Origin of the sequence: Methanothermobacter tenebrarum, from assembly GCF_023167465.1 — an archaeon.
GTDB classification, from domain to species: domain Archaea; phylum Methanobacteriota; class Methanobacteria; order Methanobacteriales; family DSM-23052; genus Methanothermobacter_A; species Methanothermobacter_A tenebrarum.
On the sequence record NZ_AP025698.1, the window covers coordinates 743,827 to 766,260 of the forward strand.

The following is a 22,434-nucleotide window of genomic DNA, read 5'->3' on the forward strand; positions in this document are numbered from 1 at the left end:
AAAAGTTTTATAATATAGGCCTTAGCTTCTCCTGTAAATGGATGGTTCAGTACCAGTAAGAAGTGTAAAAATTTTCAAGGAGGATACGAGACCAACCGGGTGGTGGATTGACGCCCAAAAGGGAGTCCCATAATATGCAGATGGAAAAACATAAAAGACGCCATCATAGAAAATACTAAAGAGTGGATTGTCACATCCTATAATGTCCAGGATCTTCGAAACCGGAAGGATAGTGGGGGAGATTCGATGAAATCTACAAAGGAGCAACCAGCCATGAAGTTTCCATCAGCACACGATAGGAAAATCCTCATACTCTTAGTTTCGATCGTTTCGATAATCACATATAAGCTCATAACAACACAAGATAGTATTGGAGTATACTACTGGGATATATTCCTCTACCTTAATAATGCCCTCAGGATGGCCCATCTTGGCACCAGTGACACATTATACCTCCCACCCCTTTTACCAAGCATCCTATCAGTATTCTTCAGATTAGGATTCGTCAAAGAATACGTGCTCTTTATTGTCTGTGGAGCATTCTATATACTCGGGTCAGTTGGAATGTACCTCCTCCTAAGGCTGAGATTTGACGAAATTGAAAGCCTCCTTGGGGCTTTAACCTTCGCATCCTTCACCCTGATATTGGCATGGGCCGTTACAGGCTCCACCGACGTTCCAGCTATATCATTATCAATATGGGCAATCTACTTGACACTCCTTGCCAAAAGAAAAGACAAGAGATTCTATTATCTGGCCTTCCCAGTGGCGATGGCAGCCTTCCTCACAAGGTATGTTTCAGCCCTTATAATCATTCCCATTCTCCTTGTGATTATCATGGATACTAGGCCCAAGTTCCGTGAAATCACAGGGGGTATAATCCTTGGAATCCTATTTTATTCACCATTTGGATTATTCTTTTACAGGAACCTCAAAGAGCCCCTACCATTCTTGGGCCAGTTCACAGCAACTGCAAGCGGGTCAGTGACGGCAGTTAACCCTGGGTATAATCTTGACAGCCTATACTATCTTAAACACCTCCCAGAGTATCTTTCAAGTTTCCCCTCTGACAATTACATGTTAATTATTAACCCCTCAAGTGCGGGTCCAACCCCATTAGCATATCTTATACTGGCCATCCTAGCAGTCGGTATCATATTCTATATCATCCGCAATAGGATGATATTAAATGGGCTGAGGACCAGAAGATTAATAGTCTTCCTTTTATTATCAGCTGCTTTAGTAGCCGTCTTCGGGAGGATATCCTATGCCCTGGCTGAAGTTTTAATCTTCCTCTGGGCCCTTAGCATATATTGGCTCTTAGAGGATCATAAGCCGGATAATCTTGACATTAACCTTGCCATGGTAACATGGTTCTTAGCATTCCTTTATATGCATAGTTTTCATCCCGTTAAAGTTGACAGGTATATTATAACAATTCTACCAGCCATTGCATATGCAATGCCCCTTAGCATAAGTGAAATTTCGCAGACGCTAAAATTGGGGCGTGTCAGGCGCCTAATCCCCATCCTAGTCATGTTTTTGATGCTATCATCCGCAGCCTATTATATCCTTGGGATGCCAAGGGATTATCCTATCGTAGATGCTGAACATGAAGCAGCCCAATGGCTCAAAGCATATGACCCAAACTACCATGATAAAGTGATAGCATCTGATAGAGGCCCTGCATTCACATGGTACCTTAAAGATTATGTTTTCACAAGGAGAATCAATAAGAATAATACTGAACTCTCCTATAGGCTATTCTACGAGCTCAAACCAGACTATTATATATACTGGTCAACCACCCAACCAAAGATACACGGTTACAGGATAATCTATAATAATAGTGGTGTGATAATCGCCGAGAAAATCCCCCAATAATACTAAATATGTTAAGATTTTATATTGGGACATAAATAGTGTTAGGCGGGTTTGAACACCCCACCAGAGGATACTATAGAGGAGGGAAAAAATAGTATGGAAACACAGAGGATACTCGTAACCGGAGGAGCCGGGTTCATAGGAACCAACCTTGTTAACGAACTTAAAAGGAGAGGCCATGAGGTCATAGCCTTGGATCTTATGCATACAAGCCGTGAAGATTATGTGAGGGCTGATGTGAGGGAATACAGGCAACTTGAAAGAGTATTTGAGGATTATGAGTTTGACTACGTTTATCATCTAGCAGCAGAATATGGTAGATGGAATGGCGAAGCATACTATGAAAACCTCTGGAGGACCAACGTCATCGGGACAAAGAACATTATAAGATTGCAAGAAAAACTAGGCTTTAGGATGATATTCTTCTCCTCAGCTGAAGTCTACGGAGACTATACCGGAGTCATGACAGAGGATGTTATGGAGAAGAATCCCATAAAGGACACCTATCAGATGAACGACTATGCCATGACCAAATGGGTTGGAGAGCTCATGTGCATGAACTCAGCAAAGATGTTCGGCACAGAAACCGTGAGGGTGAGACCCGTCAACTGTTACGGGCCCCATGAAAAATACACACCATACAAGGGGTTCATACCCATCTTCATATACCATGCACTACATGACAAACCCTACACAGTCTACAAGGGCCATAAGCGTATAATAGATTATGTGGACGATTCTGTTAGGACCTTCGCCAATATAGTGGATAATTTCATCCCAGGAGAGGTTTATAATGTTGGCGGCCGCCCCGAGTGGGAACATGATATAAAAGAATATTCTGACATGATCCTAGAGACTGTTGGAAGAGATGATTCAATCGTAACCTATAAAGAGGCCGAAGCCTTCACAACAAAGGTTAAACGTGTTGACTGTTCCAAGGCCGAGCGGGACCTTAAACACGACCCGAAGGTGCCCCCAGAGGAGGGTATAAGGCGTACGGTCGAGTGGATGAAATGGTACTACCGGATAGAATAACCTGGAGATAAAAGATGAGGATAGCGGCCCTGATACCAGCATATAATGAGGAACTAACTATTGGAACCATAGTACTCTTATGTAAAGAGTATGTGGATGAGATTATCGTCGTGGATGACGGCAGCACCGACAGGACAGCTAGGATAGCCGAGGCGGCCGGTGCAAAGGTTATAAGACACGATAGGAACAAGGGTAAGGGTGCTGCGCTTAAAACAGGTTTCAAGGCAACTAATGCTGATATAATAGTGACATTGGATGGTGACGGACAACACAACCCCCAGGAGATACCTAAACTCGTACAGCCCATAATAGATGGCATAGCAGATATCGTCAATGGTAGTCGTTACCTATCAGGGGCGGATAAGAACACACCATTCTATAGGAGGATTGGACAGAAGATACTTGACAAGGCAACAAACATTACAACTAGACTAGACATAACAGACACACAAAGCGGCTTCAGGGCATTCTCAAGGGACACAATCCCATACTTCAAGTTTAAAGAGGATGGGTTTGCAATAGAAAGTGAAATGCTATCAGACGCCGCCGAATCAAACCTTAGAATAGTCGAGGTTGAAATCGGCGTCACATATGATGTTGAAGGTTCCACTAAACACCCCCTAAGTCATGGAGCCTCAGTACTCTACAGGATAATCAGGGACATGGAACTGAGACGCCCATTATACTATTTCACATTCCCAGGATTGATAATAGCACTTATCGGAGCCATCCTCACATTAATATTCCTACGCGATTACATCATGGGAAAAAGTATCCACATGGGGCCGACCATACTAGCAATAATGCTAACATTATTCGGGACATTCTTCATGTTCACAGGCATAATACTAGATTCCATGAAGAAGATGATTATAGAATATGCCCAGAAAAGATGATAAAGAGGTTGATGATCTATGGAAGATATCAAAGTATATGATGGTAAATGCGTGCTTGTAACAGGAGGCGCTGGTTGCATTGGCAGCAACCTCTCAAGGCGACTCGGCGAAGCCGGGGCGCATGTGATAATCCTGGATAACCTATCATCAGGTTATGAGTGGAATATCCCAGTAATGGAGAATATAGAATTCATAAGAGGGGATATACTCGATGATGAGATCCTGAAAAGAGTCTACAAGGAAAGACCAGATTATGTTTTCCACCTCGCAGCCCACTTCGCCAACCAGAACAGTGTAGACCACCCCGAGGAGGACCTGCTAGTTAATGGACTCGGCACCCTGAAAGTCCTAGAATACGCCCAGCTCATCGGCGTTGAACGCTTCATCTATTCATCATCCGGCTGCGGCGTCTACGGCCTAGACTCCAAGATACCATTCAAAGAAGATGACATTTCAATCTCACTACACACACCATACCAGGTGACAAAACTCCTAGGAGAATTATACACCAACTACTTCCACAACCTCTATGACCTCCCAATAGTCAATGCAAGATTCTTCAACGTCTACGGACCAGGAGAAGTCCCAGGGAAATACCGGAACGTCATACCAAACTTCTTCTACTGGGCCATGAACAACCAACCCCTACCAATAACCGGAGACGGTACAGAGACAAGGGACTGGACATTCGTAGATGATATAATAAACGGTCTAATAGCCATGGGAGCCCGCGAAAAAGCAATAGGAGAAGCCATAAACCTAGGATCTGGAGAAGAACACCAGGTAATAGAAATGGCCAACATCATCAATGAACTCACAGGAAACAAGGCAGGTATAGTTTACAAGCCGAGAAGAGAATGGGATGCTAAAACCCGCCTACTATCATCCATAGAAAAGGCAAAAAAACTCCTAGATTATGAGCCAATGACAACATTCAGGGAAGGATTAGAGAAAACCCACCAATGGTTCAAGGAAAACTGGGAACTCATACAAGAAAGCGCTGAATTCTAGACCGGTGAAGACATGAAAATACTCCTAATACAAGAATCCGATTGGATCGCAAGAAACCCCCACCAACAACACCACCTCATTGACCGTCTAAGCCTCAGAGGACACAGGATAAAAGTCATAGACTACCCCATCGATTGGAGGAAAAACGAGCCAAGGGGACTCATCTACCCCAGGAGGCTCTTCAAGGGCGCTTGGAAGGTTAAACCAGAGGCCAAAATCGACGTGATAAGACCCAGCATATTAAAATTGCCAATCCTAGATTACCTCTCAATACCCATCACCCACAGCCTAGAGATAAAAAAACAAATCCAAAAATTCAAACCAGACATCATAGTAGGATTCGGGATAATCAACACTTACATAGGATTAAAAGAGGCCAAAAAAAGGGGCATACCATTTGTATATTATCCCATTGACGTCCTATACACGCTCATCCCAGAGAAGACCCTACAGGCCATTGGCAGATGGCTGATGAAAAAGATTCTAAGATCCGCAGACCTCGTGATCACTATAAACAAGCGGCTAAGACAATTAATGATAGAAATGGGCGCGAACCCCCATGATACGATAGTCATAGAAGCCGGTATAGACCTTGAAAAGTTCAACCCCAGCCTAGACGGGTCCAAAATAAGAAAAAAATACAATATAAAGGATGATGAAATACTATTATTCTTCATGGGCTACCTCTATGAATTCTCAGGTTTAAAAGAATTAGCCCTTGAAATGGCCAAGAAGAACCACCCACGGATTAAACTCATGATAGTGGGTGAAGGCGACGCCTACAATGACCTCAAGAATATAAAGGACGAAAACGGCCTCAAAAACCTTATACTCGTGGGGAGCCAACCCTATGATAGGATACCTGAGTTCTTAGCGGCGGCTGACATCTGCATACTACCAGCCCGCAGAGAAGAGAAGATAATGCAAGATATCGTGCCGATAAAAATCTACGAGTATCTTGCAATGGCCAAACCAGTTATAGCCACAGGATTCCCAGGTATAAAAATGGAGTTCGGCGAAGACAATGGAATACACTACATAGAAAAACCAGAGGACGTGCTCACAGTAGCCAGCGAACTTGCAACTGGCGACCTCCAAGGTGAAGGGATGAAAGGTAGAAGGTTTGTTGAATCCAACGACTGGGAGGTCATAACGGACAAATTCGAAGAAACACTTAAAAAATTAGTGATTTAAGCCCCGGGCGGGGATTGAACCCGCGACCACGGGATTACGAGTCCCGCGCTCTACCAGACTGAGCTACCGGGGCCCCCCTGTAACCATAATCGTCCAAGGTTAACTGATGATCTGTTAACTGTTCCAAGTCTATGCACATTCCATCCCTTGCAGCTATGACCCTCGTATCTGTATCTTCCTGTACTCTGAGGGCTTCACCATCTGGATCGTTAAATATCATCTTCATGCCAAGGTGGGTCATTATTGCAAGTTTGGGTTTCACATTCTCTATGAGGAGTTTGAAATCATCTGAGCACATATGCCCCCTTATATGTTCATTATCCGGTCTTATAACACTTGCTATTAGGACGTCGGCTCCACGATGATATGAGCCGAGTTCATTGAAATAGGCCGTGTCTGATGTATATGATATAGTTATCCTTGGGGTTTGGAACTTGAAACCTATACATGTGGGGTCCCCATGTATGGTTTTTGTGGCTGTGATCTTTATATTGTCTAGTTTTGTTGTCTCACCATCCTCTAGTATTATGTTTTCTGTTTTGCTTAGATGATACTTGGATATGCAAGGACCCCAATCCTTGTAACCTTTTATGACGCTGAGGCTCCCTATTACTGTCCCCTTGCTTCTGGTCATCCCCCTTGTCATGGCTTCGATGAGAACTTCAGCGTCTGTGTAATGGTCAGTGTGTGAATGTGATACTATTATAGCGTCTAGTCTTCGGGGGTTTAGGCCGAATTGATATGATCTTATCAATGCTCCTGGTCCGGGGTCTATATGGATGTTTTTACCCTCGAGGTTGTCTATCCTTAAACCGCCGGTCATCCTCTTTTGTGTTATGGTGGCGAAATCGTCCACCACCACTTCCTAGGAATGTTAGTTTCATGGTCAATCACAACCCTTCATGTTCTGCAGAGTATAACGTTACATTGTAGTGGGATTTTTTTATCTTTTATTTGCAGGTTTTCATCCTCTATAACGACGAGATCGCCCACGTTGACTTTTCCAGGTTTTTCTTTTAGCATTAGCACGTTTTCCCCGGGTTTGGCGACCCTTTTCCATTTTATGTTGAAGGCTTCTACATTGGGGGCTAATTTTACCTCGATTTTGTCATTGTCTATGTTTATCACTTGTCCAACTTTCCCTTCCTTGATTATCTTTGATGCCATTTTTATCTGTTCACTCCTTTTTATGAGTTCCCTTTGTAATTTGGCCCTCCATTTTTGGAGTGTTTTCACATCCCTTAGAATGGTTTCTCTGAGCAGTCTGTGAGCTTCTCTTTTATCTAACCTTGGAGTTTTTATGTACATGTCATATTCTGGGCTTATGGTTGGTGTCCTGGCCGCGACCTCTTCTAATACTCTCTTTAGGAGTTTTGAGACTTCTTTTAGGCTTGTTTTTTTCTTCCAATATTTCTTTAGTAGTTTGCTGGCGAGTTTTTTTGTTATCTTATTCCCGAATATTACAATGGAACTCTCACCCTTCTCAAACTTGGTTATATTGGATCCTATAAGTTCTATCACCTGGTATGCTCCTGTAGTGGCGTATATTCTCCTTCTCTTAGCCTCGAAGGGTGTTTTAAAGCTCACTTCACCTACTACAATGTCTCCGATGCTTCGAACCTTCCTGGCATCATCTGTTATATTTAATGTTATGCCAAGTTGCTCGGCCCTACTTCTCAGTTCCTCCTCTGTTTTGATATTACCCTCATATAATTCCCTTTCGAGTTCCCTTCTATTCTGGGCGCTCCCCAGGTATGCTATTTTTCTCCTGTCACCTATTATTACACAGCCTTTACTACTCACATAGGTTATTATAAGGCTCATCTATGGGTCACCTATCCACATTTGAATTGGATGATCATACTCTGAGAGGTGTTGACTCTCCCCCTTTTGGGAAGTATTTTATCAGAAGATTTATATATATTGTATCCAGTTATGTCCTAGGAGAATTTTAAATGGAACACGAAAACGCCCTTATAAAAGAGAAGAGCCCATATCTTCTACAACACGCCCACGACCTCGTGGATTGGCTTCCATGGGGCGAAGAGGCGTTTAAGATGGCTAAAAGGGATGATAAGCCGATATTCCTGTCAATAGGCTACTCCACATGTCACTGGTGCCATGTAATGGCCAGAGAATCATTCAACGACCCCATAGTCGCCAAACTCATCAACGAAACATTCGTACCAGTCAAAGTAGACCGGGAAGAAAGACCAGACATTGACAATATTTACATGAACGCCTGCCAACTTCTAACAGGTACAGGAGGCTGGCCACTCACAATATTCCTAACACCCGATGGTAGACCATTCTTCGCAGGCACATACTTCCCAAAAGAGACAAGCCAGGGCATGCCAGGCCTGAAAGAGATCATATTAAAAACTGGGGAACTTTGGGAAAAAAAGCCAGAAGACATAGACAATGCCGCCACAGAGATCACCATGGCCATCAAGAGGATGAACGCCCCCACCCAACCACACGAAATCCAAGAGAGGATAATAGATGTGGGATTCGAGGAATTAGAAAAGGCATTCGACCATGAAAACGGGGGTTTCGGGTCTTCACAGAAATTCCCACTACCAAACCACCTCTACTTCCTACTAAGGTACGGTCTTTTAAAAGAAAAAAAAGCCCTAGAAATGGTTGAACTAACCCTTGATAAAATGCGCCTAGGGGGCATCTACGACCATATAGGCTATGGTTTCCACCGTTACACCATAGACCCCAAATGGAGGATACCCCACTTCGAAAAGATGCTCTACGACCAGGCTCTAATGGCCATAGCATACCTTGAAGCCTACCAGACACTGGGAAAAGAACTCTACAAGGAAACAGCAGAGGAAATATTCGAATATGTTATAAGGGAGATGAGATCCCCAGAAGGCGGGTTCTACTCAGCTGAGGACGCGGAAAGCGAAGGAGAAGAAGGCAAATTTTATCTCTGGACCATGGAAGAACTAAGAGAAATTCTAGATTCTCATTTACTCTGCGAATTCTTCAATGCCAAAAAAGAGGGCAACATACCAGATGAAACCGGAAAACCCTCAGGAGAAAACATCCTCTATATGAAGAATATCCCAGAAAAATTCGCAGAAGAAAAGGGTATAGACCCCACCGAATTCCTAAAGAAACTTGAAGAGGGGAGAAGAAAACTCTTCAATTACAGATCCCAGAGAAGCCCACCCAATAAAGATGATAAGATCCTCACAGACTGGAATGGGCTCATGATAGCAGCCTTCGCAAGGGGCTATAGGATAATAGGGGATAAAAGGTACCTGAAGGCAAGTAAGGATGCTCTAGGATTTATCATGGAAAAACTCTATAAAAACGGGAGATTAATGCACCGTTACAGGGACGGTGAAAGTGCAATATGGGGCAACCTCGATGATTACGCCTTCCTCATCTGGGGGATACTAGAATTATATGATGCAACCTTCGATGAAGAATACATAAAACTCGCCCTTGAACTATCAGAGGAACTAAACAGACACTTCAAAGATGAAGAGAATGGGGGATTCTTTTTCACGGCAGATTACTCTGATAGTCTTTTAATCAGGAAAAAAGAGGCCTCTGATAGTGCAACACCATCGGGTAATTCTGTCCATGCACTAAACCTGCTAAGGCTAGGGAGCATACTAGAAGATGAAACCCTGACCAAAATTTCAGAAGATATCATAAAATCATTCGCAGCCAAGATTAAACGAATACCTATCGCCTACACCCTACTTTTAGTAGGGGCCCACTGGCACCAAAAAGGTGGTAGCAGTCTAGTTATAGCAGCCAAGACAAAATCGTGCATACCCAACAAACTAAAAAGTACATTTATACCCTACCTTACAATAACCCTTAAACTAGAAGACAGCGACTGGTCATTCGCACCAGAAACATTAAGAAATAAGAAAGTACTCAACGAATGCACCTATTACCTATGCAAGGATAAAACCTGCCACCCACCAACACAAGATCCGGAAACCATAATAGATATCCTAACCAAATAATAGGATCGGGTTTCCCATGGAAACCTCCAAAAAAAGGCTTATAATCTGCACCCTATTAACAATAGCCATAATCCTCCTGGTAAGATCCAACCTAGGATACTGGAGCATACTACCATCCTCCATAATCTTCTTCTATGGAAGCTACCCATTCTTCAAGGACACCATCAGAGAACTAAAAAACAAGAACCTAGGATCCATGAGCCTAACGATTATCGCAATTACAATAGCCTACCTCTACATTATACTCACACCCCAAACAGGAACCATCCCAATAGAACTGGCCATAATCATCATAATAATACTAGCCGGCCGCTGGCTCGGAACAAAATTAACAGAAAAGATAAAAGAACCACTAGAAGGGCCAATGAATAGCATACCCGTTAATACGCGTATTATAGAGAATGGGAAGGTCAAGGAAGCTCCCACAGAAACTATAAGACCAGGAGACCTCATACTAGTAAAAACTGGGGAAAGGATACCAACAGATGGTACAATAATAAAAGGTTCAACCATAATACACCCAACCATTAAAAACATTATAGAGAAGACCCCAGGAGAGAAAGTTACAGCATCATCAATAAACATCAAAAACCCAATACTAATAGAAGCACTGACAACCAGCAAAGGATCATTCATCCACCAGATAATAAAACTCCTAAAAAGAAAAGATAAAACTAGGATACAAGAATCAGCAGACAAAACCGCATCCGCCCTCATAATAATAGTAATTGCAGTGGCAATACTCACATTCCTCCACTGGAATAAAAACATAACCGCACTGCAACATGCCATAACAGTACTCATAGCAGCATCACCACACGCCATCAGATTAGCAGCACCCACCGCAACCCTCGCAGCCACAATAATATCCGCAAAGGATGGTATAATCATAAAAAACAGAAGATCATATGAGACCGCGCGCCAAATAGACACCATAGTATTCAACAAGACGGGAACCCTTACAATGGGCGAATTCAAAGTAACAGATATCATATCATTAGACGACGAAATAGATGAAGGGGACATAATAAACTACGCAGCTGCAATAGAATCCAAAAGCCAACACCCCATAGCAAAGGGTATAAAAGAAGTGGCCAAGGACCCCATACCAGTGAAAAAATCCAAGCAGATCCCAGGAAAAGGCATTAAAGGATACGTTGGAGATACAAAAATCCAAGTCACAAGTTACAAGCACATTAAAGATCTAGGATTCCAAGTAAACCCAGAAATCCTAAAGATGATAGACCAGGGAAAAACACTAGCATTCATAATCATCAACGACGAACTCAAAGGGTGCATCGGACTTTCAGATAAAATAAAAAAAGAGGCGAAGAAGACAATAAAAAACCTACAAGACAAGGGGATAAAATGTATAATGTTAACAGGAGACAATAAAAAAGTCGCCGAACCCATCGCCAAGGAACTTGGACTAGACGAATACCATGCAGAACTCACAAACAAGGAAAAGGCGGAGAAAATCGAGAAAATGCAAAAAGAAGGGTTAAAGGTCGCGATGATAGGCCAGGCTGATGACGCACCAGCCCTAAAACAGGCCGATCTCGGCATAGCAACGGGTACAGGTCATAGACTGGACATTGAAGGCGCCGATATCATCATCCCATGGGGTAAACTATCCGATGTTCCAAGGATACTAGAAATCGCCACAGCCACCCACAATAAGATAAAAGAAAACCTTGCATGGGCAGCCATCTACAACATGATAACAATACCACTCGCCACAGGAATATTATACCAGCAGATAAACCCGCCCATAGGAGCCGCCCTAATGGTTCTAAGCACCATAATCCCAATATTAAACTCCAAAACCATCATAAAGAGGTGAAAAGTATGGTGAAAACACTTAAGAATCTGGTCAAAGCTTTTATTGGTGAAAGCCAAGCAAGGAACAGATACACATTCTATGCTAAAATAGCTAAAAAGGAAGGATTTGAACAAATTTCAGAAATATTCCTAATAACAGCCGATAATGAAAGAGAACATGCCAAATGGTTATTCCGGATGATACAAGAACTAAAAGGAGCAGATGATCCCATAACAGTGGAAGCGGAAGCCCCACTCACATTAGGAGATACCATGGAGAACCTTAAAGCAGCCATAAAAGGGGAGAATTACGAGTATAGTGAAATGTACCCCGAATTCGCGGATACCGCGGAAGAAGAAGGATACCCAGATATAGCGAAACGCCTAAAAGCCATAGCAGCCGCTGAAAAACACCACGAAGAAAGATACAAAAAACTCCTAGAACTTGTAGAATCCAATAAAGTTTACAAGAAAGACAAAGAAGTCACATGGACCTGTAGAAAATGCGGGTACACACACAAAGGCAAAAAACCGCCTGAAAAATGTCCATCATGCGACCATCCAAGCAGATACTTCCAAATAAAATGTGAAAAATACTAAGGAGGAAAAAATTGACGAGTATAAACCAAATATTCAGATGCAACATATGCGGGAACATAGTCGAAGTCCTCAATCCAGGTGAAGGACGCCTAGTATGCTGCGACCAGCCAATGGAACTACTATTAGCAAGACGCACCGACGTCGGCCCAGAAAAACACATACCCATAACAGAGGAAACAGAAGAAGGAAACCTAAAAGTGAAAGTTGGTAGAACAGCCCATCCAATGGAAAAAAACCACCACATCCAATGGATAGAAATCCTAGTAGATGATAAAGTGTTAAGGAAAACCCTCAAACCAGGTGACAAACCAGAGGCAACATTCAAAGAAAAACCAACCAAGAATATCATGGTAAGATCATATTGCAACATACATGGACTATGGCACGATTAAAAAAAGAGAATGGCAAGCCCCCCCACAAAATGCACATTTAATGCATCAAGGAGGCTTACCCCCAAGATTCTGGTGGACACCACCCACATGATGGGTTTCTTTGCCGAGGGAGTATGAAGCATGAAAAGAGGACTTTTATTAGCCCTTATAATACTTATAACCGTTTCCTTTAGTGGGTGCATCTCTAATATAAGTGAAATAAACAAGCTATCAGGGGATATCAACCAACACCTTAAAAAGGGTGATGAATATTATAATGAGGCCGCAGAGGACGTGAACAATTATAGGCTGGATAGCGCCCTTGAAAAATGCGAATCAGCATCATCTGAGTATAACGCGGCCCGACTTTTAACATCCGAGGCCATGGCATACGCAAATGAATTAGGGGACCAAGTATTCATAGAATACCTGAAACTTGTACTAGCAGAGATAGATGCGAAACTGAACGCCACATCAGAACTTAAAAATGCCATACAACTCCTGAACATAGACGAGATAACCTCAGCCAATAATAGTCTAGACCTCGCAAACAAATTCATGTACCAGGCTAAAGATTATGAAAGACAACGAGAAGAACTAGTAAACAAAAACCCCCAAAAGTTCAACATCTGAAAGATTGCGATTATGGAATGAAAAAAAAGAGGCATGGGGAGAAGAAACCTAAAATTAGCAGTAACTGCTTTTTTTCCACTCCTATTATTGACCTCCGGAATCACTATAAATGCGCTTCCTTAGATTCTTTCCTGGAAAGACACTTCACAGCATTAAGATGCTCTTATATTATTGAATGGCCTGTTAATGGATTATAACCGATCTGGGGGGTTTCTGGATCAGCATTGACACCACACTAAGAAATCTACCCAGGGAGTGTATGGAAGGTTGAACTACCATAGCTGTCGCAAAGGGACTTCCTGCCAATAGGATTAACTCAAATCTTTCATGATACTAAAATGCACCCTCATAGTTTGTTCGACACAAAATCCATGATAACAACTTCAATCCAATTAGCGGATACCCTTTAACGGATATCCAATACCATATTGTAATAGATAATGAATTGGGGAACATGCCCATAAAAGGGTTCGAAGCCCCATCAAACCCTCCTATTGGTGTATCGAATCTGACGCGCCCAAAAAAATAGAATATGTTGAAATGGCCAGGAGAACTCATACTGGATGGAAAAGCATGGCTTTACACCCCCCAATACAATTTCACCGAGCAACATTAGGCGCCCCAAGTTTCTCACCAGAGACCGCACCTTAGAGTCTATGTGAAAATCATATTACAATGCCAAGGGGGGTCAATTTAAAGGATAGCGATATCATGGAAAAAGCCCGGATACTCATATTAACCTTAATTATAGTGACTATTTTATCCCTTCTCATCTATCAACCAAATGGAAAGGTGAGTGAAATTATTATAGGCAAAAACGAGTATGGTGAAGTTATACGCGAAGGACCATTCGGAGACCCGAACTCTCCTGATAGGGTAGCATATATAGTTGGGGTGCACCCCCACGAGTCACAGGCCCATGAAGCCATCATCAAAGCCATAAGACAAGAAGACAAATCCCTAAAGAAATGCTATTACATTTACAAGGTGAATGTTACAAGGAATCCCAACGATTATGAGGAAGGGAGGTTGAACGGCCAATTACTAGCCAGAGAGTATGTTATCCCTGACATAGAAAGGATGTCAATAAAACTCGTGATTGATGTCCACTCTAATGTGGGCCGTTACGATGAGAGAAGATTCCTTTTTATCCCATACCCCTCTGATAAAACTAGGAAAATTGCCAATATGATAACTGATAGGATTGGCTGGTTACAATTATATGAACCCCCAAATCCGACCAGCCCAGAATATGTTACCATCCCCTTAATTAAGAGGGGCATACCCGCGATAGTCTATGAAACATACGCCTATGAAACCCCAGAACAAACATTTAAACAAGCAAAGGAGCTTATATTAGTGATAGATAGCCTATCCTTCCTTTTTGAATGATACCCATCGTAACATGAAAAGTTTCCTCAGCCACTAATATTTTAACCCTATCGGCGGGAAGTCCCCCTTTTGGGAGGGGATGAAAGCCGAAAGTTTATATACTTTCTCTTCCAATATATTTCTCTGTGCTTACCTCCAGGTAGGAAGGATGTGACCTCATCCATTAGCCCTGTATCCTATAAAACCGTGGGACTGGATGGGGTAGGGTTGGGACAACCCAGAATTCACACCTGTTAGGGTGATGCTACAGGTCGTCTGTGAAGCGGGCCTGCAATAGCTGGTGGTAGTTCACAATTTCTATAGGTGTCATTTTTGAAAAAATACAAATGTAAAGTTTGCGGATACATCTATGACCCGGAAAAGGGCGAACCGCGTAGGGACACGCCCCCAGGGACACCCTTCGAGGATTTACCCGACTTGTGGAGATGTCCATCTTGCGGGGCTCCTAAGAGGATGTTTAAACCAATAGACTAATTTGTGGGGGGGTAATTTTCCATGGATAGATACAAGTGTCAAATGTGCGGATACATTTACGACCCAGAGGAAGGTGACCCAAACCGTGACATAGAACCTGGAACACCCTTCGAGGATTTGCCAGATGATTGGACCTGTCCCATCTGTGGAGTGGGAAAGGACCAATTCGAAAAGATTGATTAAAATGGTAATTAAAAGAGTAGCCGAGGACGTTTACGCTCTCCAAAGCTTTGACTGGGATAGGAGAACCTTCGATAGCATACTAGAAACTCCAAAGGGTACAACATATAACTCTTTCTTGATAAAAGACGAGAAAAACATCCTAATAGATTCAACAAAACCTTCAATGGCAAAGGAACTATTAGAGGATCTTGAATCCCTAAACGTCCAAATAGATTATATAGTATCCCAGCATGCAGAACAGGACCACTCAGGTGCAATACCAGCCCTACTAAGAGAATATCCAAATGCCAAGATCCTGGGGACGAGAGCATGCAAAGAACTCCTAGAAAACCTACTGGGAATACCAGCCGAGAAAATCCAGAACATAGAAGACGGGCAAGTACTATCAGCCGGCCGCCACAAACTAAATCTTATAGTAACCCCATGGGTTCACTGGCCAGATACCATGGTATCATACCTCCTACCAGAGGGCATATTATTCTCCTGTGACTTCTTTGCATCACACTTTGCAACAACTAAGACAATAACAAAGTTAGAGGAAATCCAAGAGGAGGCTAAAAGATACTATGCACATATAATGATGCCATTCTCCCAGATGATACAAGGAAACCTGGAAAAACTCAGAAACCTAGAAATAAGGATGATAGCACCATCACACGGTCCCATCATAGAAAAACCAGAGATCATACTAGACCTCTATGGGAGATGGTCATCACAAACATCAAAGAAGGTCACCATAGCCTATATTTCAATGCATGGAAGCACAGAACTCATGGTCAAACACCTCACAAGAACCCTCACAGACTTGGATGTTAACATCAGAGTAATAAACCTCGCAAATACCAGTACAGGGGAGCTTATAATGGAACTTGTCGATTCAAGGGCCATGATCATAGCATCCCCCACAGTATTAACTAGGCCGCATCCAAGTGTAGCCTCCATGTTATACCTTGTTAACATGCTCAAACCACCAATAAAATACGTTGCCCTAATAGGCTCATATGGTTGGGGCACCCTCATCGAAAAAGAAACCAGAAAATTACTCGGGACCATGAACATAGAATTCCTGGAGCCCGTGCTCATAAAGGGCAAACCACACAAGGAAGATTTTGAAAGACTAGATAAACTTGCATGGGAAATTAAAGAAAAAATTGGAGAAGATGAAAAATGATAAGTGAAAGGATAGAAAAAGCCCTGAACCGGCAGTTGAACGCGGAATTATACTCCGCCTACCTGTATCTTTCAATGGCCGCATATTATGAAGCCTCTGACTTGCCAGGATTCGCTAATTGGATGCGAGTCCAGGCACAAGAAGAACTAACACATGCCATGAAATTCTTCGATTACATAGTTCAAAGAGATGGCCGAGTAACCCTCGAAATGATTGAAAAACCACCAGAAGAGTGGGAATCCCCAGTGGATGTTAGTAAACATGTGCTAGAACATGAAAGGAAGGTCACAAGTCTGATAAATGATCTTGTGGATTTGGCCCTAGAAGAGAAAGATCATGCCACCTACAACTTCCTACAATGGTTCGTCGCAGAACAAGTTGAAGAGGAGGAATCAGCGGGAGAACTCCTCAGAAAGGTTAAACTAGCATCCGAATCACCCGCCAGCATCCTCATGGTCGATAACGAGCTTGGAGGGAGAGTATTTAACCCGCCAACAGATGAAAAGGGGGAATAATAATGGAAAAAGAAGGAAGAATGCCCCTTATAGGGGATGAATTCCCAGAAATGGAAGTTCAGACAACCCATGGTATGATGAAACTCCCAACAGAATACAAGGGAAAATGGTTCATACTATTCAGCCACCCAGCAGATTTCACACCAGTCTGCACAACAGAATTTATAGCATTCCAGAAAAGATACCCACAGTTCAAAGAACTGGACTGTGAACTGATAGGACTAAGCGTAGACCAGGTATTCTCACACCTAAAGTGGATCGAATGGATAAAAGAGAACATGGAAGTAGAAATCGAATTTCCCATAATCGCAGACACAGGGAAAGTAGCTGATACACTCGGCCTCATACACCCTGGAAGGCCAACCAACACAGTAAGGGCGGTTTTCATCACAGACCCTAAGGGTATAATAAGGGCCATACTATATTATCCACAGGAACTTGGACGTAACATGGATGAAATACTGCGAATGATAAAGGGTTTCAAGAAGATCGACGAGGAAGGTGTCGCCCTACCAGCCAACTGGCCCGAGAATGAGATAGTTGGTGAAGGGGTTATTATACCACCACCAACGGACGTGGAAACCGCCAAGGAGAGGAAAGGCAAAGAAAACTGTTTTGACTGGTGGCTATGCTACAAGAAACCATAAAATAGGGGGAGATGATAATATGGGGAAAAAGTTTTATGAACTGCCAGAACTGCCCTATGGGTATGATGCCCTCGAACCTTATATTTCAGAGGAGCAACTGCTAATACACCACCAGAAGCACCATCAAGCCTATGTGGATGGTGCCAACAACCTACTTAAAAGATTGGATGAAGCCCGCGAATCCAAAACAGGCATAGACTACAAAGCCACTGCGAAGGAATTATCATTCCATGTTGGCGGCTTCCTATTACACAGGTTCTTCTGGGAGAACATGGGCCCCGCAGACGAGAACAGGGGAGAACCCCATGGCAAGATAAAAGATTATATCGAAAAAGACTTCGGAGACTTTGAAAGGTTCAAGGAGGAGTTCTCACAGACTGCTATAAGCGTTGAAGGGTCTGGTTGGGCCATGTTAACATATTGTCCCCTCACGGATCGTCTACTCATAGTCCAGGTTGAGAAACACAACATCAACCTAATACCACAATGTAAAGTTCTCCTCACATTAGATGTGTGGGAACATGCATACTACCTCGACTATAAGAACCTGCGCCCAGATTATGTAGAAGCATTCTGGAACATCATAAACTGGGACGAAGTAAACAACCGAATAGAAACCCTCTAATAATATCTTCTAATTTTTTTCTTATTTTGGAATGATCCCACCCCCCAAATCAAAAACTATTTTTTAAACTCCTCAAAAATTTTATCCTTAGAATATTTCAAAGAAGGGTTGATCCAAGATGATCTGGGACGAAAAAATGGAATGCATTACAAGGGACGACCTAGAAGAACTACAACTTAAAAGATTACAGGACACCCTAAAAAGGGTATATGAGAAAGTACCATACTACAAGAAGAAATTTGAAGAAAACAACATCTACCCCGAGGATATTGAAAGTCTCGAAGACGTGAAAAAACTCCCCTACACGACAAAGGATGACCTCAGGAAAGCCTACCCCTTCGGGATGTTTGCAACCCCCAAGAGGGAGATAATAGAAGTGCACACATCCTCAGGGACCACAGGCAAGCCCGTGGTCTCAGGGTACACAAAAGAGGACATAAAAATCTGGAGCGAAGTGATGGCAAGAGGCCTTACAATGATGGGGGTTACAGAAGATGATATCATACAAAACACCCATGGTTACGGTCTATTTACAGGAGGATTCGGAGTACACTATGGAGCGCAGAGGATAGGGGCGACAGTGATCCCCATTTCAACCGGCCAGACAAGGAGACAAATCGAGATCATGAAAGACTTTGGGACGACAGTCATGATATTCACACCATCATATGGATTATACCTATCAGAGGTGGCCGAAGAAGAAGGCTACAACCCAAGCAAATTCCAACTAAAGGCCATAGGCTTCGGAGCCGAGATGTGGACAGAGGAAATGCGAAGAGAACTTGAAAAGCGTTTCAACGCACCAGCATTCAACATCTACGGTCTCACAGAGATCATCGGACCAGGCGTTGCCATGGAATGCCATGAAAAAAATGGCCTACACATCTTCGAAGACCACTTCTACCCAGAGATCATAAATAGTAAAACTGGTGAGAACCTGCCACCCGGAAAACGGGGTGAACTTGTCATAACAACCCTCACAAGGATTGGGATGCCAATCATCAGATTCCGCACAAAGGACATCACCTCAATAAACTATGATGAATGCGCTTGCGGGAGAACCCTAGCGAGGATTTCAAGGATAACAGGACGCGCCGATGACATGTTAAAAGTAAGGGGAGTATCAGTATTCCCCTCACAAGTAGAGAAGGCCCTGCTCAAAGTTGAAGGGCTTCAACCCCATTACCAGATCATCGTAACCCGGCCACATCTCATGGATGAGATGGAAGTTAAAGTTGAAACTTCACCAGAGGTCTTCTCAGATGACATAGGAGAGATGATGAAACTACAGAAGAAAATTGAAGACTACATAGCGGATGAGATAGGATTAAGAGTCAAAGTAACCCTAGTAGAACCAAAAACTTTGCCAAGGAGTGAAGGAAAGGCGGTTAGGGTTATAGATAAAAGGAAATTCTGAGGTCCATAATATGAAAGTCGAACAAATCTCAATATTCCTAGAAAACAAGAAAGGAAGACTCTGGAAAGCCCTTAACACATTAAAGGATGCTGGTATAAACATCAGAGCATTATACTTAGCAGACACTTCAGAATTTGGCATATTGAGGCTTATAGTCCCAGACCCCCAGAAGGCGAAGAAGGTTCTCGAAGAAAACGATTTCGCAGTTAAAACAAATGAAGTAATAGCAGTAGAATTGGAAGATAAACCAGGAGGCCTCGCATCCATCCTAAAAATACTCAAAGATTCCCAGATAAACCTAGAATACATATATGCTTTTGTACATGAAAAAAAAGACAAGGCCATCCTATTCTTAAAAGCTGATGACATAAACCGGACAATAAAAGCACTACAAGAGGGTGAGGCGCGACTATTAACAGCTGAAGAAGTCTACAAACTCTAGATCTAATAACTACCTGTGATCACCTATATAAACATGGGTATCCCGGCCACCCAAACGGTAAAATTTTAAGCCTCACTGGTACCGTCCATCCAATGAAAACCTAAATTATAGAGACTGCCAGTAGTGTGAGCATCAGAGCCAAAAATACCCCCATCCAAACCATATATAACAAGTTAAGATACTACAGTGTGTGGGGGTCAATAGATTGGTACCATCAATATTTCGTCTATTATAGGGGCTTCTGTACCTTGATTCTTATCATGCAGGTGCCCGGGCTACTTCATACTACTGTTACACACTTTGCAAGGTTTCTTGGATGGTCTGGGTCTTCGCCCTTCATTACACTGATATAATAGGCTAGTAACTGTAATGGTATGATATATAGGATTGGTGATATTTCCTCTCTTATACTTGGATTAAATGATATGTAATCACTTGTGTTCTTTTTAAATTCTTCATCATCTTCTGATCCGAGGCCTATGACCTCAGCACCCCTCGATTTAACCTCCTTAACATTACTTAAAGTTAGAGTATGTGAATTGCGGAACTCCTTATCCCCATGTACTTCTGATTTTAAAAAGAGTGGTGGGGGTGCTATGGCCACTACAGGCGTTCCTTTTTCTATTAATGCTATGGGGCCGTGTTTTAGTTCTCCTGATGCGTAGGCTTCAGCGTGGATATAAGTGATCTCCTTGAGTTTTAGGGCTCCTTCTAGTGCTGTTGGATATGAAAATCCGCGTCCAATGAATAAGAAGTCAGATTCATCCTTGTAGGTTTTTGCAATATCTTTTATGAGTTCATCCTTTTCTAATATTTTCTCCATCTCCTCGGGAAGCTTTCTCAGATCCTCTATGATATCGGGTTTTTGGCCTATAGTGGCTGCTAACATGTATATGCAGGCTAGTTGGCTTATATAGGTTTTTGTTGCCGCGACACCAATCTCTGGACCCGCCCGGGTATATATTACATGGTCTGCTTCTCTGGTGGCTGTGCTCCCGAGGACGTTCACGATTGCTAATGTTTTTGATTTTTTGTTAGCGGCTCTTAGTGCGTTGAGTGTGTCTGCGGTTTCGCCTGATTGGGTTATGAATATTGTGAGGGTTTCCTCGTCGAGTGCATTGGCAGTGTATTGGAATTCGCTTGCTATTATGGCATCTGTTGGTATGTGGAGGATGCTCTCGAAGAGGTATTTGCCCACGAGGGCTGCGTGGTATGATGTTCCACATGCGACGAAACATATCCTTTTTATTTCCCTTATCTCATCCACAACCTGTTGGATTGCTTTGATTTCCCTGAGGGTGTCCCTTAAAACTTGTGGTTGTTCATGTATCTCCTTTAACATGAAGTGGTCATAGCCGCCCTTTTCAGCCATGTCAGGAGTCCATTTAATGTATTTGAATCTTTTTTCTTTGATGTTACCTTCCAGGTCTTTTATTTGGTGTCCGTTATCATCTATTGTAACCATTTCATTATCCTCTAGGAATATGACATTTCTTGCATGCTCTAGTATGGCTGGGGTGTCTGATGCTAGAAAATATCCTCGTTCACCCTTAGCCACTATTAGCGGACTCTCCTTCCTGGCGCCTATGATCTTATCGGGTTCGTCTGATGAGATCACAGCTATCGCATAGGCCCCCCTTAAACGTTTAAGGGCTTTTCTAACAGCCTCTTCGAGGTTGTGTCCACTTTTCTTGTATTCTTCTATTAAGTGTGCTATGACTTCAGTGTCTGTCTCGGATTCGAAACTGTGCCCCTTCTTTTCCAGTTCATCTTTTAGTTCCATATAGTTTTCGATTATCCCATTATGGACTATCGCTATATTTCCCTCGCAGTCTAGGTGTGGGTGTGCATTTTCTTTTGTTGGAGGGCCGTGTGTCGCCCAGCGCACATGGCCGATGCCTATTCTACCCGGGAACTTGGAAAGGTCTATTTTCTTTTCAAAATCTTTTATTTTACCCTCATCCTTTGCGATGATTATGCTTGAATTGAGTGTTGCGATACCAACAGAATCATAACCCCTATATTCCAACCTTTTAACACATCCTAATAGTATCGGGGCGGCTTTACCATTTTTTAGTATGCAAGCAGCTATACCACACATTATTTCACCTGGAGAAGCTTCATA

Annotated in this window: 22 protein-coding genes and 1 tRNA gene; 19 read left to right on the forward strand and 4 right to left on the reverse strand. The window is 42.7% G+C overall.

The genetic code is table 11. From position 1 onward, the window contains the following. The first annotated feature begins 246 nt into the window (after positions 1 to 246). From MTTB_RS04135 to MTTB_RS04155, 5 genes are all read left to right on the forward strand, one after another. Positions 247 to 1,884 carry a glycosyltransferase family 39 protein gene (locus tag MTTB_RS04135; protein WP_248563781.1) on the forward strand — a complete coding sequence of 546 codons (1,638 nt, stop codon included), beginning with the start codon at positions 247 to 249 and terminating at the stop codon, positions 1,882 to 1,884. A 96-nt stretch (positions 1,885 to 1,980) separates the two neighbouring features. Continuing rightward, complete coding sequence (locus tag MTTB_RS04140) at positions 1,981 to 2,919, forward strand: NAD-dependent epimerase/dehydratase family protein (RefSeq protein ID WP_248563782.1); 939 nt, start codon at positions 1,981 to 1,983, stop codon at positions 2,917 to 2,919. Positions 2,920 to 2,933: 14 nt separating this feature from the next. Further along, positions 2,934 to 3,815: a glycosyltransferase family 2 protein gene (locus MTTB_RS04145; RefSeq protein ID WP_248563783.1), complete on the forward strand. Its 882-nt coding sequence runs from the start codon at positions 2,934 to 2,936 to the stop codon at positions 3,813 to 3,815. A gap of 18 nt (positions 3,816 to 3,833) precedes the next feature. After that, entirely contained in the window at positions 3,834 to 4,826 is a 993-nt protein-coding gene (locus MTTB_RS04150) for an NAD-dependent epimerase/dehydratase family protein (protein ID WP_248563784.1), read from the forward strand. 12 nt (positions 4,827 to 4,838) lie between these two features. Beyond that, entirely contained in the window at positions 4,839 to 6,020 is a 1,182-nt protein-coding gene (locus tag MTTB_RS04155) for a glycosyltransferase (protein WP_248563785.1), read from the forward strand. Here MTTB_RS04155 and MTTB_RS04160 read toward each other — a convergent pair. The 3 genes from MTTB_RS04160 to MTTB_RS04170 form a co-directional block, all read right to left on the reverse strand. Then, positions 6,020 to 6,093 (reverse strand) — tRNA-Thr (locus tag MTTB_RS04160). The genes MTTB_RS04155 and MTTB_RS04160 overlap by 1 nt on opposite strands. Then, positions 6,055 to 6,843: an MBL fold metallo-hydrolase gene (locus MTTB_RS04165; RefSeq protein ID WP_345894024.1), complete on the reverse strand. Its 789-nt coding sequence runs from the start codon at positions 6,841 to 6,843 to the stop codon at positions 6,055 to 6,057. The genes MTTB_RS04160 and MTTB_RS04165 overlap by 39 nt, the downstream gene beginning before the upstream one ends. Before the next feature lie 77 nt (positions 6,844 to 6,920). After that, positions 6,921 to 7,844, reverse strand: coding sequence for an MJ0548 connectase family domain-containing protein (locus MTTB_RS04170; RefSeq protein ID WP_248563786.1), 924 nt, complete (start codon positions 7,842 to 7,844; stop codon positions 6,921 to 6,923). A 131-nt stretch (positions 7,845 to 7,975) separates the two neighbouring features. Between MTTB_RS04170 and MTTB_RS04175 the strand changes: the two genes are divergently transcribed. From MTTB_RS04175 to MTTB_RS04240, 14 genes are all read left to right on the forward strand, one after another. After that, entirely contained in the window at positions 7,976 to 10,018 is a 2,043-nt protein-coding gene (locus MTTB_RS04175; RefSeq protein WP_248563787.1) for a thioredoxin domain-containing protein, read from the forward strand. A gap of 16 nt (positions 10,019 to 10,034) precedes the next feature. Next, a complete protein-coding gene (locus MTTB_RS04180; protein WP_248563788.1) occupies positions 10,035 to 11,861 on the forward strand; it encodes a heavy metal translocating P-type ATPase in 1,827 nt (608 codons plus the stop codon). Between the two features lie 5 nt (positions 11,862 to 11,866). Beyond that, positions 11,867 to 12,439: a rubrerythrin gene (rbr, locus tag MTTB_RS04185; RefSeq protein WP_282570335.1), complete on the forward strand. Its 573-nt coding sequence runs from the start codon at positions 11,867 to 11,869 to the stop codon at positions 12,437 to 12,439. Positions 12,440 to 12,450: 11 nt separating this feature from the next. Further along, on the forward strand, positions 12,451 to 12,831 hold the full coding sequence (locus MTTB_RS04190) for a desulfoferrodoxin (RefSeq protein WP_248563790.1): 381 nt from the start codon (positions 12,451 to 12,453) through the stop codon (positions 12,829 to 12,831). Positions 12,832 to 12,951: 120 nt separating this feature from the next. Beyond that, positions 12,952 to 13,443 carry a hypothetical protein gene (locus MTTB_RS04195; protein ID WP_248563791.1) on the forward strand — a complete coding sequence of 164 codons (492 nt, stop codon included), beginning with the start codon at positions 12,952 to 12,954 and terminating at the stop codon, positions 13,441 to 13,443. 792 nt (positions 13,444 to 14,235) lie between these two features. Further along, positions 14,236 to 14,835: a hypothetical protein gene (locus MTTB_RS04200; RefSeq protein WP_248563792.1), complete on the forward strand. Its 600-nt coding sequence runs from the start codon at positions 14,236 to 14,238 to the stop codon at positions 14,833 to 14,835. 312 nt (positions 14,836 to 15,147) lie between these two features. After that, on the forward strand, positions 15,148 to 15,309 hold the full coding sequence (locus MTTB_RS04205) for a rubredoxin (RefSeq protein WP_248563793.1): 162 nt from the start codon (positions 15,148 to 15,150) through the stop codon (positions 15,307 to 15,309). A gap of 21 nt (positions 15,310 to 15,330) precedes the next feature. Next, positions 15,331 to 15,492, forward strand: coding sequence for a rubredoxin (rd, locus tag MTTB_RS04210; protein ID WP_248563794.1), 162 nt, complete (start codon positions 15,331 to 15,333; stop codon positions 15,490 to 15,492). Between the two features lies 1 nt (position 15,493). Beyond that, positions 15,494 to 16,663: an FprA family A-type flavoprotein gene (locus tag MTTB_RS04215; protein WP_248563795.1), complete on the forward strand. Its 1,170-nt coding sequence runs from the start codon at positions 15,494 to 15,496 to the stop codon at positions 16,661 to 16,663. Further along, complete coding sequence (locus tag MTTB_RS04220) at positions 16,660 to 17,178, forward strand: ferritin (RefSeq protein WP_248563796.1); 519 nt, start codon at positions 16,660 to 16,662, stop codon at positions 17,176 to 17,178. Before MTTB_RS04215 ends, MTTB_RS04220 begins: the two co-directional genes overlap by 4 nt. Positions 17,179 to 17,180: 2 nt before the next feature. Beyond that, a complete protein-coding gene (locus MTTB_RS04225; protein WP_248563797.1) occupies positions 17,181 to 17,825 on the forward strand; it encodes a peroxiredoxin in 645 nt (214 codons plus the stop codon). 19 nt (positions 17,826 to 17,844) lie between these two features. Continuing rightward, a complete protein-coding gene (locus tag MTTB_RS04230; RefSeq protein WP_248563798.1) occupies positions 17,845 to 18,450 on the forward strand; it encodes a superoxide dismutase in 606 nt (201 codons plus the stop codon). 118 nt (positions 18,451 to 18,568) lie between these two features. Further along, complete coding sequence (locus MTTB_RS04235) at positions 18,569 to 19,867, forward strand: phenylacetate--CoA ligase family protein (RefSeq protein ID WP_248563799.1); 1,299 nt, start codon at positions 18,569 to 18,571, stop codon at positions 19,865 to 19,867. Positions 19,868 to 19,877: 10 nt separating this feature from the next. Continuing rightward, positions 19,878 to 20,309 carry an ACT domain-containing protein gene (locus MTTB_RS04240; RefSeq protein WP_248563800.1) on the forward strand — a complete coding sequence of 144 codons (432 nt, stop codon included), beginning with the start codon at positions 19,878 to 19,880 and terminating at the stop codon, positions 20,307 to 20,309. Between the two features lie 280 nt (positions 20,310 to 20,589). Here MTTB_RS04240 and glmS read toward each other — a convergent pair whose 3' ends face one another. Next, positions 20,590 to 22,410: a glutamine--fructose-6-phosphate transaminase (isomerizing) gene (glmS, locus tag MTTB_RS04245; RefSeq protein ID WP_248563801.1), complete on the reverse strand. Its 1,821-nt coding sequence runs from the start codon at positions 22,408 to 22,410 to the stop codon at positions 20,590 to 20,592. Between the last annotated feature and the right edge of the window lie 24 nt (positions 22,411 to 22,434).

Bases quoted from the DNA above. Each gene is read 5' to 3' on its own strand.
- glmS (WP_248563801.1), bottom strand. From the start codon at position 22,410: ATGTGTGGTATAGCTGCTTGCATACTAAAAAATGGTAAAGCCGCCCCG.
- rd (WP_248563794.1), top strand. From the start codon at position 15,331: ATGGATAGATACAAGTGTCAAATGTGCGGATACATTTACGACCCAGAG.
- MTTB_RS04150 (WP_248563784.1), top strand. From the start codon at position 3,834: ATGGAAGATATCAAAGTATATGATGGTAAATGCGTGCTTGTAACAGGA.
- MTTB_RS04180 (WP_248563788.1), top strand. From the start codon at position 10,035: ATGGAAACCTCCAAAAAAAGGCTTATAATCTGCACCCTATTAACAATA.
- MTTB_RS04135 (WP_248563781.1), top strand. From the start codon at position 247: ATGAAATCTACAAAGGAGCAACCAGCCATGAAGTTTCCATCAGCACAC.
- MTTB_RS04220 (WP_248563796.1), top strand. From the start codon at position 16,660: ATGATAAGTGAAAGGATAGAAAAAGCCCTGAACCGGCAGTTGAACGCG.
- MTTB_RS04145 (WP_248563783.1), top strand. From the start codon at position 2,934: ATGAGGATAGCGGCCCTGATACCAGCATATAATGAGGAACTAACTATT.
- MTTB_RS04235 (WP_248563799.1), top strand. From the start codon at position 18,569: ATGATCTGGGACGAAAAAATGGAATGCATTACAAGGGACGACCTAGAA.
- MTTB_RS04240 (WP_248563800.1), top strand. From the start codon at position 19,878: ATGAAAGTCGAACAAATCTCAATATTCCTAGAAAACAAGAAAGGAAGA.
- MTTB_RS04225 (WP_248563797.1), top strand. From the start codon at position 17,181: ATGGAAAAAGAAGGAAGAATGCCCCTTATAGGGGATGAATTCCCAGAA.
- MTTB_RS04195 (WP_248563791.1), top strand. From the start codon at position 12,952: ATGAAAAGAGGACTTTTATTAGCCCTTATAATACTTATAACCGTTTCC.
- MTTB_RS04230 (WP_248563798.1), top strand. From the start codon at position 17,845: ATGGGGAAAAAGTTTTATGAACTGCCAGAACTGCCCTATGGGTATGAT.
- MTTB_RS04215 (WP_248563795.1), top strand. From the start codon at position 15,494: ATGGTAATTAAAAGAGTAGCCGAGGACGTTTACGCTCTCCAAAGCTTT.
- rbr (WP_282570335.1), top strand. From the start codon at position 11,867: ATGGTGAAAACACTTAAGAATCTGGTCAAAGCTTTTATTGGTGAAAGC.
- MTTB_RS04165 (WP_345894024.1), bottom strand. From the start codon at position 6,843: ATGACCGGCGGTTTAAGGATAGACAACCTCGAGGGTAAAAACATCCAT.
- MTTB_RS04175 (WP_248563787.1), top strand. From the start codon at position 7,976: ATGGAACACGAAAACGCCCTTATAAAAGAGAAGAGCCCATATCTTCTA.
- MTTB_RS04170 (WP_248563786.1), bottom strand. From the start codon at position 7,844: ATGAGCCTTATAATAACCTATGTGAGTAGTAAAGGCTGTGTAATAATA.
- MTTB_RS04155 (WP_248563785.1), top strand. From the start codon at position 4,839: ATGAAAATACTCCTAATACAAGAATCCGATTGGATCGCAAGAAACCCC.
- MTTB_RS04140 (WP_248563782.1), top strand. From the start codon at position 1,981: ATGGAAACACAGAGGATACTCGTAACCGGAGGAGCCGGGTTCATAGGA.